The following is a 13778-nucleotide window of genomic DNA, read 5'->3' as shown; positions in this document are numbered from 1 at the left end:
TTTGCGCCGGCCTCTATCTATCGGTCACAGGATATAGACCGTCTGGACCATTTGCGCGGTGCCCGCTTGACATGAGCCGAGCTTGAGGTCTACCACAAAGAGCATGGCGCGCAAGAAAACTGACATTCAGAATGTCCGCAGCGAACTCATCAAGGTCAAGCAGCGGCAAGCACAGGATCAGGTCGATCGCAAGATCTTGATCGGTCGGCTGGACCGGATCTCCGACGGAGAATCACCCATACTGCGCGAGCAGCGCAGGTGGAATTCGGTCGCACCGCTTCTGCCGCAGCAGGTTTCGATCTGACCGAAGTACGCGGGTCGAAGGCTCAGCTCACCTCGGCGGGGAGTTGTCCGACAACTGCAGTCGGGTGCTCGTGGCCGTGGCACAGCTTGGTCTGCTGGGGGAGTGTCACAGCGACGTGTCCTCTGCGTACCACACCGAGTTTGCGGATCACGTTGTGCACGTGACTTTTCACCGTTCCCGGTGAGATCTGCAGACGTTCCGCGATCTCCTTGTTCGTGAAGCCTCCCGCTACGAGCCAGGCGACCTCCTGCTCACGGCTACTCAGGAGACTGCCGGCCTCGGATGTTCTGGACCGAACGGTCAACCGGCGGTCGGCTTTGCCGCCTCCGATCCCGCGAAGCAGCGCGCCGGAGATACCTGCCGAACAATGTGCCGCACCGCCGGACACTTCGCCTAGTGCGTTGAGCAGTTCCTCGTAAGTTGCGTTGCCCTCGACGAGGCCGACTGCTCCCGCGGTGGCCCACGCGATGGCTTGTCCAGGATCCTCATCGAGCCCGACCGCGACGATCCTCGTCGATGGATGGGATCGGTTCATCGCTGTCGCAAACTGAAGTGCGTGCCGGGTCGTGGCGTCGATGACGACGATGCAGCCCGGTGAGCAGATGCGCTCGAGTTCGGCCAGGGCAACGGCGCCGTCGGCCGCACTGCCGACGACATCGAAGTCACCCAATTGCCTGATCTGAAGTTCGAGCAACTGCGCCCACAGTCGGACGGCGACGATGAACACGCGCTGTCGCATGCTTCAACTCCCGCCCCGAAGCGTCGGGCAATTCGGTTCGCCGCCGCCGACTGGACCGAAACGTCGTTTGCTGTGAGTCCGACCGGCATATCGTGCCACTTTCTGCGCTTTCCCGCACCACGATTGGCTACTGCATTCTCCGGTCGTTGATCGCTGAACCAGCCCAAAGAATCGGGCCTACGATAGAGCGCTAACTTGCCGCGCGTTGCTGAAATCGCAAGTGGCGGACCGAGATAGTGGTAGGGCTGCTGCGGTCAAAACTCGATTTGCAGACGAGTCGGCAAATTCGAAGGCCGCGGCGGCACGGGATAAATGCCGAGGGTCGATTTGCCAAAGCCAAATCGAATTCAGGGTCCAGTAAATGCACCATCGGAAATGGCGGAATCCGTGTTGGCCAGCCAGCCGGAATGCCTTTGGTCAGGCGCAACGCCAAAGGCGCGTTGCCGCTGTGCTCAATCGGGGCCGTCGAGTTCGACGATCGCGATGGCGAGTCGGCGCGCAGTAGGTCCGGCGCGAAATTGCTTACCGTAGGGACTGGCGAAGCGCCGGTAATTTGCCAGATCGCCGCTCAGCGCAAGGGCCTTGTTTCTCTGGATTATTCGGAAGTCGGTCCCCAGCTATCCCGGCGTGGTAATCGCACCGGCGGTGACCTATACCGCATCGGCGGCAGCGGCGATTCGCGCGGGCTAGTCCAGGAAACACGTGCACGGCGGTGGGCCTTGCACTTATCGGTGCGCAGCGACTGTGGGGGGAATAGACATTTACTGCCGTCAGGCGTACGCCAACCCAACGTTCGGCGACGCGGTGCGTCCTGTTAGGTGTGCCTACCCTCCGACATGCGCGAGGTGTTATGTTCAGCCTCGCCCGACGGAGAGGTGCATATGAACCGCTACATCGCATGGACCGTGCCCGTGGCAGCAGTCAGCCTCATCCTGGCCGGCTGTTCCAGTGACGGCTCCGGCGACAGCGACGCCGCCGCGACCACCGACGCCACCACGACGTCCGCGGCCCCAACCGTTCCCGCCGAGGTCCTGGACAAGGCGGCCGCCGACTACAAGGCCTACGCGCAGCGCAACATCGACGAACTTCAGCGTGTGGTAAAGGTTTTCACCGATGCCGTGCGCGCAGGTGATTTGACGGCCGCCCAGGAGGCCTACGCGCCGTCGCGCGCACCGTGGGAGCGCATCGAGCCGATCGCGGGCCTGGTCGAAGACATCGACCGCAAGATCGACGCCCGTGTCGAGGACTTCGCAGGCGCCGACGATCCCGAGTTCACCGGCTGGCACCGTCTGGAATACCTCCTGTTCGCGCAGAACACCACCGAGGGCGGCGCCCCGTTCGCCGACCAGCTCGACAAGGACGTCGCTGCGCTCAAAGAGAAGTTCCCCTCGGTCGAGGTGAAGCCCGTCGACGTGTCCAACGGTGCCGCCGAGCTGATCGAAGAAGTGTCCGAGGGCAAGATCACCGGCGAAGAGGACCGCTACTCCAAGACCGACCTGTGGGACTTCGACGCCAACCTGCAGGGTGCCCGCGATGCCGTCAACACGTTGAATCCCGCGTTGGTGAAGGCGGATCCGGCGTTGTTGGGCAAGATCGGCGCCGGGTTGAACTCGATCTTCGACACCATGCGGCCGCTGCGTCGCGGTGACGGCTGGGTGCTGTTCTGCACCGAGAACGACCCCTACCCGTCGCCGCGGTGCACCGGGGTGACGGTCGATCCGCCGACGATCGACAAGCTCAAGGCAGAGCTCGCCGGGCTGTCGGAGAACCTGTCTCAAGTCTCCGGGGTGTTGAAGCTGAAGTGACTCGGCGGCAGCGGCCCTCGGGCATCTCTCGCCGGACGTTCGTCGCCGGGGCGTTGGGCACCGGCGCCGTCGTGGGCGCCGGCGCGGGGCTGGTCGGATGTTCGCGTGACGACGGCCCGCCGGCAACACCGCAACCCGAGTTCGTGCCGTTCGAAGGCGCGCACCAAACCGGGATCGCCACGCTGCCGATACCCGCACAAGGCCTGGTCGCGTCGTTCAACGTGTTGTCCAAGGACCGCGCCGCGCTGTCGGCCACGTTGGCCGAGCTCACCGACGAGATCCGCGGCCTGATGGCCGGCAAGCCGCCGGAGGTGCGCGATCCGGAATACCCGCCCGTGGACTCGGGCATCCTCGGGGACAAGCCGCCGGCCGACAACCTGTCCATCGTGGTCGGGGTCGGGGCGTCGCTGTTCGACGACCGGTTCGGCCTGGCCGATCGCAAACCCAGGGAACTGGTCACCATGCCGTTTCTGGCCAACGACCGGCTGGATCCGAAACTGTCACACGGCGACCTGTCGATCATCTTCGAGGCCGGGCACATCGACACCGTGCAGTTCGCGCTGCGACAGCTGATGCGCCGCACCCGAAGCGACCTGGTGTTGCGATGGATGGTCGACGGCTACGCGCGCGGCATCGGTGCCGGCCGGGCCTCGGAGGCGACGACACCGCGAAACCTGCTCGGGTTCAAGGACGGAACCTCCAACCTCGACGTGGACGACACCGCCGTGATGGACCGCCACGTCTGGGTAGGCGCCGACGACGGCGAGCCCGAGTGGGCAGTCGGCGGCTCGTACCAGGCGGTACGCATCATCCGGATGTTCGTCGAGTTCTGGGACCGTACCCAGCTCGTCGAACAGGAGGCGATCTTCGGGCGCAACAAGGTCAGCGGGGCGCCGCTGGGCATGTCCGACGAGTTCGCCGATCCCGACTATGCCGCGGACCCCGACGGCAACCGGATTCCGCTTGACGCCCACATCCGGCTGGCCAACCCCCGCACCCCGCAGACCGACGAGAACCTGATCCTGCGCCGCGGATTCAACTACTCGCGGGGTTTCGACGGGGCGGGCCGGCTCGATCAGGGCCTGGCCTTCATCGCCTACCAGCGCAGCCTGAAGAAGGGTTTTCTGACCGTGCAGGACCGGTTGAAGGGTGAACCGCTCGAGGAGTACATCCTGCCGGTCGGCGGCGGCTTCTTCTTCATCCTGCCCGGCGCAACCGGCCCCGACCGGTTCCTGGGCGACCAACTGGTCAGCTGAGCACCGACCACAGGAACTCGTAGATCAACGCCGACCGGAACGCGGTCTGGGCGTTGTCGGCCGCGCCTGCGTGTCCACCCTCGATGTTCTCGTAGTAGTGCACCGGATGGCCGGCCGCCTCCAGCGCCGCCGTCATCTTGCGGGCATGTCCCGGATGCACCCGATCATCGCGGGTGGACGTGGTGATCAGCACCGGCGGATAGCGCCGGTCAGCCGAGATATTCTGGTACGGTGAGTATTTGGAGATGAACGCCCAGTCTTCTGGATTGTCGGGATCGCCGTACTCGGCAACCCAGGACGCGCCGGCCAACAGCAGGTGGAACCGGCGCATGTCCAGCAGCGGCACGCTGCACACCAGCGCACCGAACAGCTCCGGATAGTGCGTCAGCATCACGCCCATCAGCAGCCCGCCGTTGCTGCCGCCCTGCGCGCCGAGCTCCTCGACGGTGGTGATGCCCCGCGCCACCAGATCTCTTGCCACAGCCGCGAAGTCCTCGTACACCAGATGCCTGTTCTCGCGCATCGCCTGGGTGTGCCACCGTGGGCCGTACTCTCCGCCGCCGCGAATGTTGGCCAGCACGTAGGTGCCGCCGCGCGCCAACCACAGCCGGCCAAGCACACCGCCGTAGCTCGGTGTGTTGGCGACCTCGAAGCCGCCGTACCCGCCGAGCAGCGTCGGGCCCGGCGCTTCGACGTGACGGTGGCCGACAACGAAATACGGGACCTCGGTGCCGTCGTCGGACTCCGCGAAGTACTGGGTGACGACGAGATCGGCGGCGTCGAAGAACGACGGCGCCCGCTTGATCTCGGTCAGCTCGCCGCCGGCGGGTCCGTGTAGCAGGCGGGACGGGGTGTCGAATCCGCTTGAGTCCAGGAAGATCTCGTCGCCGAGATCGTCGGCCGTCACGATCACCGTGTTGGTGTTGGGCGGCAGGCCGGGCGCCGGCTCGGCCCGCCACGTCCCCGGCGTCACGATCTGCACCCGGCTGGCGACGTCGGCCAGTGTCACCATCACCAGCCGATCGCGGGTCCACGCGTAGTGGTTCAGGCTGGTGTGCTCGTCGGGTTCGAACACCACCGCCAGTTCCGCGGTGCCGGCGAGGAATTCGTCGTAGTCCGCGGCCAGCAGCGAGCCGGCCGCATACTGCGCCGATCCGGTGAACCAGTCGGTGCGCAGCTCGATCAGCAACCAGTTGCGATGCGCCGCGACGGTGGCATCGGTGGGCGCGTCGATGCGGATGAGCTCCTCGCCGCGTAGTTCGTAGACCTCGTCGTTGAAGAAGTCGATCGCCCTGCTGATCATGGTGCGCTCGAACCCCGGCGTGCGGTCCACACCGGCCGCGACGATGACGTCGTCGGGCGCCGCGCTGAAGACTGTCTCGGCGTCGGCGAGCCGTTGGCCCCGTCGCCACCGCTTGACCAGGCGTGGATAACCCGATTCGGTCAGCGAGCCCTCGCCGAAGTCGGTACCGACCAGGACGGTGTTTTCGTCCTCCCAGGTGATCTGCGTCTTGGCCTCGGGCAGCTCGAACCCGTCCGAAACGAATTCCCGTGTCCGCATGTCGAATTCGCGCACCACCGCCGCATCCGAACCGCCGCGCGACAACTCGACGAGCGCCAGATGGTGATCGGGCTCGATGACGTCGGCGCCTGCCCATACCCAGTTCTCGTCCTCGGCGGCCGCGAGCACGTCGACGTCGATGAGTACATCCCACTCGGGTTCCTCGCTGCGGTAGCTGGCCAGCGTGGTGCGCCGCCACCGCCCGCGCGGGTTGGCCGCGTCGCGCCAGAAGTTGTAGAGATACTCCCCGCGCCGACGCACATAGGGGATGCGGGCATCGGTGTCGAGCACTTCCAGCGCCTCGACGCGCATCTGCTCGAAGCGTTCACCGCCGAACTGCGCCAGCGTCGGTTCGTTGTGCTTGCGCACCCAATCCAGCGCGTCGTCGCCGGTGATGTCTTCGAGCCAGAGATACGGGTCATCGGTCACGTCAGCCATTGTGGCGGCTCAGCGTAGTGTGAGGTGGATTACACCGTCCAGAAGGGAGTCGCTGATGACCGTTTACGCTCGCCCCGGTTCGGCGGACGCACTGATGGCATACGAGTCGCGGTACGGAAACTTCATCGGCGGCCAGTGGGTGCCGCCGGTGTCCGGTGACTACTTCGAGAACCCGACGCCGGTGACCGGTCAGCCGTTCTGCGAAGTGGCGCGGTCCACCGAAGCCGACATCGACAAGGCCCTCGACGCCGCCCACGGTGCGGCCCCGCAGTGGGGCAAGACCGCGCCCGCAGAACGCGCCGACATCCTCAACAAGATCGCCGACCGCATGGAGGCCAACCTCGAGTCGATTGCGCTGGCCGAGGCTTGGGACAACGGCAAGCCCATCCGCGAGACGCTCAACGCCGACATCCCGCTGGCGATCGACCACTTCCGCTACTTCGCCGGCGCCATCCGCGCCCAGGAGGGCTCGCTGAGCCAGATCGACGACGACACCGTCGCCTATCACTTCCACGAACCGCTCGGCGTCGTCGGCCAGATCATCCCGTGGAACTTCCCGATCCTGATGGCCACCTGGAAGCTGGCGCCCGCGCTGGCGGCAGGCAACGCCGTCGTGCTCAAACCCGCCGAGCAGACCCCGGCGTCGATCCTGTACCTGATGTCGTTGATCGGCGACCTGTTGCCCGCCGGAGTTGTCAACGTGGTCAACGGCTTCGGGTTCGAGGCGGGCAAACCGCTCGCGTCGAGCAACCGCATCGCCAAGATCGCGTTCACCGGTGAGACCACCACCGGCCGGTTGATCATGCAGTATGCGTCGCAGAACCTGATCCCGGTCACCCTGGAGCTCGGCGGCAAGAGCCCGAACATCTTTTTCTCCGACGTGCTGGCTGCCGCCGATGACTACCAGGACAAGGCGCTGGAGGGCTTCACCATGTTCGCCCTCAACCAGGGCGAGGTGTGCACGTGCCCGTCGCGCAGCCTGGTGCAGGCCGACATCTACGACGAGTTCCTCGAACTCGCCGCGATCCGCACCAAGGCCGTGCGCCAAGGCGATCCGCTGGACACCGAGACGATGATCGGCAGCCAGGCCTCCAACGATCAGCTCGAAAAGGTGCTGTCCTACATCGACATCGGCAAGTCAGAGGGCGCTAAGGTCGTCACCGGTGGGGAACGCGCGCAACTGGGCGGCGACCTCAACGGCGGCTACTACGTACAGCCCACCATCTTCGAGGGCAACAACAAGATGCGCATCTTCCAGGAGGAGATCTTCGGGCCCGTCGTCGCCGTCACGTCGTTTTCCGACTACGACGACGCGATTGCCATCGCCAACGACACCCTTTACGGGCTCGGTGCGGGCGTGTGGTCGCGCAACGGCAACACCGCCTATCGTGCCGGTCGCGACATCAAGGCCGGCCGGGTGTGGACCAACTGCTACCACGCCTACCCGGCGCACGCGGCGTTCGGCGGCTACAAGCAGTCCGGGATCGGCCGCGAGAACCACAAGATGATGCTCGACCACTACCAGCAGACCAAGAACCTGCTGGTGTCCTACAGCGACAAGGCGCAGGGCTTCTTCTGACGAGCGCTTGCGCGAGGAGGCGAGGATTCTGATCATGCCCGGGCGCGAACGTGGGTTACCCGCACACCGAACCGCGGATTCACGTGCGGGTAACCCACGTTCGGCGCAAGAAGCGGCGCCGCCGCGGGCGCTGCTCACCGCGGCGGCGGCCGATCTGCTGGCCAGGCTGCAGGCCAAACACGGCGCGCTGATGTTTCACCAGTCCGGCGGATGCTGCGACGGGTCCTCACCGATGTGCTACCCCGACGGCGAGTTCCTCGTCGGCGACCGCGACGTGCTGCTCGGGATCCTCGACGTCGGGGACGGCGTGCCGGTGTGGATCTCGGGCCCACAGTTCCAGGCGTGGAAGCACACCCAGCTGGTGATCGACGTGGTGGCCGGCCGAGGCGGCGGGTTCAGCGTCGAGGCCCCCGAGGGCGTGCGGTTCTTATCCCGCGGGCGGGCGTTCACCGGCGAGGAGAACGCCATGCTGGCCGAACACGCGCCGCTCACCGGCGCGGATTTCGCCCGCGGCATGCGCCCGACACCGACACCGCCGCTGGGGCGTGGCTCAGAGGTTTGACGGCCCATCGGCGTTAACCTCGAAAGCGTGATACCGCTGCCGCGTCCGTGGCTGCTGACCAGTGCGATGCTGGTCGGGGCGGCGGTCGGCGTGATCATCGGCATTGCCGCATCGCTGCTGGTCACTGCCACCATCCGGCCCGACATCGTCATCGGGCTCGTCGTCGGTGTGCCCAGCGTGATCGGGATGTTGACCATTCTGCTGTCCGGCCGACGCTGGGTGACCACCGTCGGCGCGTTCGTGCTGGCCCTGGCACCGGCCTGGCTGGGAACACTGGTCGCGATCCAGGTGGTCAACGGTGCCTGACACCGTGAACCGAGACCTCCTTGCCGGCGAGCCGACCGAGCCCTACACGCCGATGTTCACCGGCGCGCTGCCCGCGGCGACCCAAGCCGCTGACGCGCCGTCGGAGCCGTTGCCCGCCCCGGCGCACCCGCTCGTCGTCCCCGGTAGCCACCCGTTCCTCAAACGCTGGACGTTCGTCGGGGTGGTGGCGTGCGTGTGGATCGCGGCGGCTGCGGCCGGCTGGGGCCTGTACTACTGGTGGTTCCAGTCGATCGACAAGACCGCGTCGCTGTTCGTCGTGCTGGTCTTCCTCGTGGTCTGCGGGGTCGGTGGCCTGCTCACGGCCATGGTTCCCGACCGGCCCGCGGTCGCGGCGCTGGCGATCGCGTTGATGTCGGCGCCGCTGGCGGCCACCGCCGGCGCGGCGGTGCTGCACGGTTTGAACTTCTGCGAGTACGCCAGCCGCTGCCTCATCGGCCTGATCCCGTACTGACGACGACGGCCGGATAGCACCGTGCCCACGGCGCAGTCCGACCAGATCGTGCTGGCCTTTGGCACTAGGGTGATGAAGGTGACCCACTATGACGTCGTCGTCCTCGGAGCCGGCCCCGGCGGGTACGTCGCGGCCATCCGCGCCGCCCAGCTCGGACTGAACACCGCAGTCGTCGAACCCAAATACTGGGGCGGGGTATGCCTCAACGTCGGCTGCATCCCGTCGAAGTCGCTGCTGCGCAACGCGGAGCTGGCCCACATCATCACCAAGGACGCCAAGCTGTTCGGCATCAGCGGTGAGCCCACCATGGATTACGGGGTGGCCTTCGACCGCAGCCGCAAGGTCGCCGACGGCCGCGTCTCCGGTGTGCACTTCCTGATGAAGAAGAACAAGATCACCGAGATCCACGGTTACGGGAAGTTCAAGGACGCCAACACACTCGACGTCGATCTGAACGACGGCGGAACCGAGACGGTCACCTTCGACAACGCGATCATCGCCACCGGCAGCAGCACCCGGTTGGTGCCGGGCACGTCGCTGTCGGACAACGTCGTCACCTACGAAGAACTGATCATGTCGCGTGAGCTGCCGTCCTCGATCGTGATCGCGGGTGCGGGTGCGATCGGCATGGAGTTCGGTTACGTGCTGCGCAACTTCGGCGTGGACGTGACGATCGTCGAGTTCCTGCCGCGCGCGCTGCCCAACGAGGACGCCGAAGTCTCGAAGGAGATCGAGAAGCAGTTCAAGAAGCTGGGCGTGAAGGTCCTCACCGGTACGAAGGTGGAGTCCATCAGCGATGACGGATCGACGGTGACGGTCCAGGTCAGCAAGGACGGCAAGTCCGACGAGCTCAAGGCCGACAAAGTGCTGCAGGCCATCGGCTTTGCGCCCAACGTCGAGGGCTACGGCCTCGACGCCGCAGGGGTCAACCTCACCGACCGCAAGGCGATCGGCATCGACGACTACATGCGCACCAACGTACCGCACATCTACGCCATCGGCGATGTCACCGCGCTGTTGCAGCTGGCACACGTCGCCGAGGCCCAAGGCGTGGTGGCTGCCGAAACCATCGCGGGCGCAGAGACTTTGGCGCTCGGCGACTACCGGATGATGCCGAGGGCGACGTTCTGCCAGCCACAGATCGCCAGCTTCGGGCTCACCGAAGAGCAGGCCCGCGACGAGGGCTACGACGTCAAGGTCGCCAAGTTCCCCCTCACCGCCAACGGGAAGGCGCACGGGCTCGGCGATCCCAGCGGCTTCGTCAAGCTCATCGCCGACTCCAAATACGGTGAACTGCTCGGCGGTCACCTCATCGGACACGACGTCTCCGAACTGCTGCCCGAGCTGACCCTGGCGCAGAAGTGGGATTTGACCGTCAACGAATTGGCCCGCAACGTCCACACTCACCCGACGCTGTCCGAAGCGCTGCAAGAGTGCTTCCACGGTCTCGCCGGCCACATGATCAACTTTTGAGAGCCATCTGGGTCGCCGGTATCGGCGGGCTGGTGGTCGGCCACATCTTGTGGCTGGCCGGCATCTCCCTTGCCACCGCCACCAGTACGGTCAGCAGCTGGGTGTTGGTGGTCGCGGCGTTGTCGTTCGTCCTCGGCGCGGTTTCGGCGGTGCTGGGCTGGCGGGCATACCAGCGCAAGTCCGAGGTGTGGGCGGCGTTCCTGTGCGCCCTGCCGATCTCGCCGGTGCTGCTGTCGATCGTGGTGCTCGGGGTCACCTACCTCTAGCGATATCGGTGTAGTTCGTCACGCTCACCGTGACCAAATACACCGAAATCACCAGGAGATCACGAGGGGAAGTCCAGCGGCACGTTGAGCGTGGTGATCGTCGCGGCCAGCCCGTCGTACTGGGCGGCGAGCATGCAGAACTCGATCAGCTGGGGTTTGGTGAGGTGGCGGGCCAGCGTCGACCACGTCTGCGCCGACACCCCGCGGGTGACGACGAACTCGTCGGTGGCGGTGATCAGCGCGCGCTGACGCTCGGTCAGCCCCTCGGCGTCGGGGCCCTCGAAGATCTTGGCCTGCACGTCCGGGCCGAGCCCGCGGGTGCGGGCCAGCCGTCGATGCTGCTGCAATTCGTACTCGCAGTTGCGTAGGTGACCGACGCGCAAGATCACGGTCTCGGCGTCCTTCACCGGCAGCTTGCTCAGCATCCCGAGCAGTATTCCGCTGTAGGGCAGCCACGCCAGAAACAAAAGCCGGTGCTGGCCAAGGACATTGAACAGGCTGAACCTCGGCGCTCGGATCGCACGCGCACCGAGTTTGGCAATGGCCCAGTTGAGCGGGCCGAGTTCCTTGAATCCGCCGGGCGCGATGCGCGCGGGCTCGATGGCGCTCACCGAATCGAGTCTGTCACATCGGCTGGGGCTTCTTCACCAGGTAGGGCGACACGGTGCTGCGGTGCTCGCTGATGTCCAACGCGCGGCCCAGCGCGGGGAAGGCGCGCTGCGGGCAGTTGTCCCGCTCGCAGACCCGGCAACCGGCGCCGATCGGCGTCGCGTTGTCCCCGGACAGGTCCAGCCCCTCGGAGTAGACCAACCGGTGCGCGTGCCGCAACTCGCAGCCGAGCCCGATCGCGAAGGTCTTGCCCGGTTGGCCGTAGCGTCGGGCGCGGCGCTCGACGGTCCGCGCCACCCACAGGTAGTTGCGCCCGTCGGGCATCTGGGCGATCTGCACGATGATCTTGCCCGGATAGGCGAACGTTTCGTAGACGTTCCACAGCGGGCAGGTGCCACCGCTGGAGGAGAAGTGAAACCCGGTGGCGGACTGCCGTTTCGACATGTTTCCCGCGCGGTCCACCCGAACGAACGACAACGGCACCCCGCGCATCGACGGCCGCTGCAACGTCGACAGCCGGTGCGCGATCGTCTCATAGGAGACCGAGTAGTAGGCCGACAGGCGTTCCACGTCATAACGGAAGCTCTCGGCGACCTCGTGAAAATGCCGGTATGGCAAAACCGTTGCGGCCGCGAAGTAGTTCGCCAGGCCCAGCCGAGCCAGGATCGTGGACTCCTCGCTGGTGAACTTGCCGTCGTCGACCAGCTTGTCGATGAGGTCGCCGAACTCGAGATAGGCCAGTTCGGTCGCCATCTTGAACACCGTCTGGCCGGAGGACAGGTGGTTGCTGATCTGCAGCACCTTGGTGTCCGGATCGAACCGGTGCAGCACCGTGTCGCCCAGATCGCTGCGCCGCACGATGTGCACGCCGTGCACCATGGTGAGCCGGTCCGACAGCTGCCGGCCCAGTTCTTCGCGGTGCATGCCCAGGCGGATGGTGAAATCCTCAGCGGCGGTGTCCAGTTCGTGCAGATAGTTCTGTCGCTCGTAGAAGTAGTCGCGCACTTCCTCGTGCGGCATGGTGATCGCGCCGCTGCCGCTGCCGTCGGAGTACCTGTCCTCGGTCGCGGCGGCCAACTGGGTGGTGGTCAACCGGTAGCGCCGGTGCAGGTTCACCATCGCGCGGGCCAGCGCCGGATGTGCGGCGACCATGTCGGCCACCTCCGTGAGGTCGGCGTCGACGTCGACATCGCGGTCGATGGTGACCTCGCGCAGTTCGGCGACCAACCGGGTGTCGTCTTCGGAGGCGAAGAACGTCGCGTCCACCCCGAACACCTCGGTGATGCGCAGCAGCACGGCCACGGTCAGCGGCCGCACGTCGTGCTCGATCTGGTTGAGGTAGCTCGGCGAGATCTCCAGCATCTGCGCGAGCGCGGCCTGGCTGAACCCGCGTTCGCTGCGCAGTTGACGGACCCGTGAACCGACGAACGTTTTCGCCACGTGAACCACCCTAACCCCGTTGTGAAGACCGCCTTCGCATTGTTGGCAAGTTGGCGGCTGTGGGAGGATTTATCGGGTCGGAAATCAGGGGAGTAACGCGCATGGCGGCTAACGCAGGTAACGCCGGTTTGGCGAAGGTGATGATGCCGGTGCCCGACCCGCACCCCGATGTTTTCGACCGGCAGTGGCCGCTGCGGGTTGCCGACATCGACCGCGTCGGCCGACTGCGTTTCGACGCCGCCACCCGCCACATCCAGGACATCGGCACGGACCAACTGCGCGAGTTGGGCTACGAGGAGACGCATCCGCTCTGGATCGTCCGGCGCACGATGATCGACCTGATCAGGCCCATCGAGTTCCAGGACATGCTGCGGCTGCGCCGCTGGTGTTCGGGCACGTCGAACCGGTGGTGCGAGATGCGGGTACGCATCGACGGCAGGCGCGGCGGCGGGCTGATGGAATCCGAGGCGTTCTGGATCAACATCAACCGGGAGACCCAGGGGCCCGCGCGCATCTCCGACGACTTCATCGAGGGCCTGCGACGCACCACCAACGTCGACCGGCTGCGCTGGAAGCCCTATCTGACGGCCGGCAGCCGCGAGGACGCCGCGCAGATCCGCGAGTATCCGGTGCGGGTGGCCGATATCGACATCTTCGACCACATGAACAACTCGGTGTACTGGACGGTGATCGAGGACTATCTGTTCTCCACGCCCGAACTGCAGGGCAAGCCGATCCGGGTGACGATCGAACACGATGCCGCCGTGGCGCTGGGCGACAAGCTGGAGATCATCTCGCACGTACACCCGCCCGGATCGACCGAACAATTCGGTCCGGAGCTGACCGATCGCACTGTTACAACGCTCACATATGCGGTCGGCGACGAGACCAAAGCCGTCGCGGCGATCTTCGAACTCTGAGCGCAGCCGTTTAACAGTACGCCCGTACTGACCAGCGAAAATGTGTTA

General features: G+C 65.8%; 14 protein-coding genes. 10 read left to right on the top strand and 4 right to left on the bottom strand.

All coding sequences use genetic code 11. From position 1 onward, the window contains the following. Positions 1-103: 103 nt before the first annotated feature. Positions 104-304: a cytochrome P450 gene (locus tag K3U96_RS23330; RefSeq protein ID WP_220691234.1), complete on the top strand. Its 201-nt coding sequence runs from the start codon at positions 104-106 to the stop codon at positions 302-304. Positions 305-326: 22 nt separating this feature from the next. On the opposite strand, the gene K3U96_RS23325 is transcribed toward K3U96_RS23330, so the two are convergent. Further along, complete coding sequence (locus K3U96_RS23325; protein WP_069404670.1) at positions 327-1043, bottom strand: response regulator transcription factor; 717 nt, start codon at positions 1041-1043, stop codon at positions 327-329. An 881-nt stretch (positions 1044-1924) separates the two neighbouring features. Here K3U96_RS23325 and K3U96_RS23320 point away from each other — a divergent pair. Together K3U96_RS23320 and K3U96_RS23315 are read left to right on the top strand one after the other, a co-directional pair. Beyond that, a complete protein-coding gene (locus K3U96_RS23320) occupies positions 1925-2848 on the top strand; it encodes an EfeM/EfeO family lipoprotein (RefSeq protein ID WP_220691233.1) in 924 nt (307 codons plus the stop codon). Continuing rightward, positions 2845-4104, top strand: coding sequence for a Dyp-type peroxidase (locus K3U96_RS23315; RefSeq protein WP_220691232.1), 1260 nt, complete (start codon positions 2845-2847; stop codon positions 4102-4104). The genes K3U96_RS23320 and K3U96_RS23315 overlap by 4 nt, the downstream gene beginning before the upstream one ends. Here the strand turns inward: K3U96_RS23315 and K3U96_RS23310 are convergent. Beyond that, complete coding sequence (locus tag K3U96_RS23310) at positions 4097-6103, bottom strand: prolyl oligopeptidase family serine peptidase (RefSeq protein ID WP_220691231.1); 2007 nt, start codon at positions 6101-6103, stop codon at positions 4097-4099. The genes K3U96_RS23315 and K3U96_RS23310 overlap by 8 nt on opposite strands. 55 nt (positions 6104-6158) lie before the next feature. Here K3U96_RS23310 and adh point away from each other — a divergent pair, with 55 nt between their 5' ends. The 6 genes from adh (at position 6159) to K3U96_RS23280 (ending at position 10761) form a co-directional block, all read left to right on the top strand. Continuing rightward, entirely contained in the window at positions 6159-7682 is a 1524-nt protein-coding gene (adh, locus tag K3U96_RS23305; RefSeq protein WP_220691230.1) for an aldehyde dehydrogenase, read from the top strand. A gap of 34 nt (positions 7683-7716) precedes the next feature. Continuing rightward, on the top strand, positions 7717-8244 hold the full coding sequence (locus tag K3U96_RS23300) for a DUF779 domain-containing protein (RefSeq protein ID WP_220691229.1): 528 nt from the start codon (positions 7717-7719) through the stop codon (positions 8242-8244). Positions 8245-8271: 27 nt separating this feature from the next. Continuing rightward, positions 8272-8550 (top strand): putative holin, encoded by a 279-nt coding sequence (locus K3U96_RS23295; protein ID WP_069404675.1) that lies wholly within the window; start codon positions 8272-8274, stop codon positions 8548-8550. After that, complete coding sequence (locus K3U96_RS23290) at positions 8543-9022, top strand: hypothetical protein (protein ID WP_230982257.1); 480 nt, start codon at positions 8543-8545, stop codon at positions 9020-9022. The genes K3U96_RS23295 and K3U96_RS23290 overlap by 8 nt, the downstream gene beginning before the upstream one ends. A gap of 78 nt (positions 9023-9100) precedes the next feature. Further along, positions 9101-10495 carry a dihydrolipoyl dehydrogenase gene (lpdA, locus tag K3U96_RS23285; protein ID WP_220691228.1) on the top strand — a complete coding sequence of 465 codons (1395 nt, stop codon included), beginning with the start codon at positions 9101-9103 and terminating at the stop codon, positions 10493-10495. Next, on the top strand, positions 10492-10761 hold the full coding sequence (locus K3U96_RS23280) for a hypothetical protein (RefSeq protein ID WP_220691227.1): 270 nt from the start codon (positions 10492-10494) through the stop codon (positions 10759-10761). Before lpdA ends, K3U96_RS23280 begins: the two co-directional genes overlap by 4 nt. Before the next feature lie 59 nt (positions 10762-10820). Here the strand turns inward: K3U96_RS23280 and K3U96_RS23275 are convergent, their stop codons facing one another. Both K3U96_RS23275 and ramB read right to left on the bottom strand, forming a co-directional pair. After that, positions 10821-11372, bottom strand: a complete 552-nt coding sequence (locus tag K3U96_RS23275; RefSeq protein ID WP_069404677.1) for a carboxymuconolactone decarboxylase family protein — start codon at positions 11370-11372, stop codon at positions 10821-10823. A 13-nt stretch (positions 11373-11385) separates the two neighbouring features. Continuing rightward, entirely contained in the window at positions 11386-12810 is a 1425-nt protein-coding gene (ramB, locus tag K3U96_RS23270) for an acetate metabolism transcriptional regulator RamB (protein ID WP_069404693.1), read from the bottom strand. A 101-nt stretch (positions 12811-12911) separates the two neighbouring features. Here ramB and K3U96_RS23265 point away from each other — a divergent pair, with 101 nt between their 5' ends. Then, the gene (locus tag K3U96_RS23265) at positions 12912-13730 is read left to right on the top strand and encodes an acyl-[acyl-carrier-protein] thioesterase (protein WP_220691226.1); all 819 of its coding nucleotides are present in this window, start codon (positions 12912-12914) and stop codon (positions 13728-13730) included. Positions 13731-13778: the final 48 nt, after the last annotated feature.

It is taken from the genome of Mycolicibacterium holsaticum DSM 44478 = JCM 12374 (assembly GCF_019645835.1).
Taxonomy (GTDB): Bacteria; Actinomycetota; Actinomycetes; order Mycobacteriales; family Mycobacteriaceae; genus Mycobacterium; species Mycobacterium holsaticum.
The sequence above is the reverse complement of the archived record's forward strand: the minus strand, read 5'-3'. Positions and strand labels throughout refer to the sequence as shown.

Coding starts and splice junctions, on each gene's coding strand:
- K3U96_RS23330 (WP_220691234.1), top strand. CDS start 104: ATGGCGCGCAAGAAAACTGACATTCAGAATGTCCGCAGCGAACTCATC.
- K3U96_RS23300 (WP_220691229.1), top strand. CDS start 7,717: ATGCCCGGGCGCGAACGTGGGTTACCCGCACACCGAACCGCGGATTCA.
- K3U96_RS23310 (WP_220691231.1), bottom strand. CDS start 6,103: ATGGCTGACGTGACCGATGACCCGTATCTCTGGCTCGAAGACATCACC.
- adh (WP_220691230.1), top strand. CDS start 6,159: ATGACCGTTTACGCTCGCCCCGGTTCGGCGGACGCACTGATGGCATAC.
- K3U96_RS23325 (WP_069404670.1), bottom strand. CDS start 1,043: ATGCGACAGCGCGTGTTCATCGTCGCCGTCCGACTGTGGGCGCAGTTG.
- K3U96_RS23320 (WP_220691233.1), top strand. CDS start 1,925: ATGAACCGCTACATCGCATGGACCGTGCCCGTGGCAGCAGTCAGCCTC.
- K3U96_RS23265 (WP_220691226.1), top strand. CDS start 12,912: ATGGCGGCTAACGCAGGTAACGCCGGTTTGGCGAAGGTGATGATGCCG.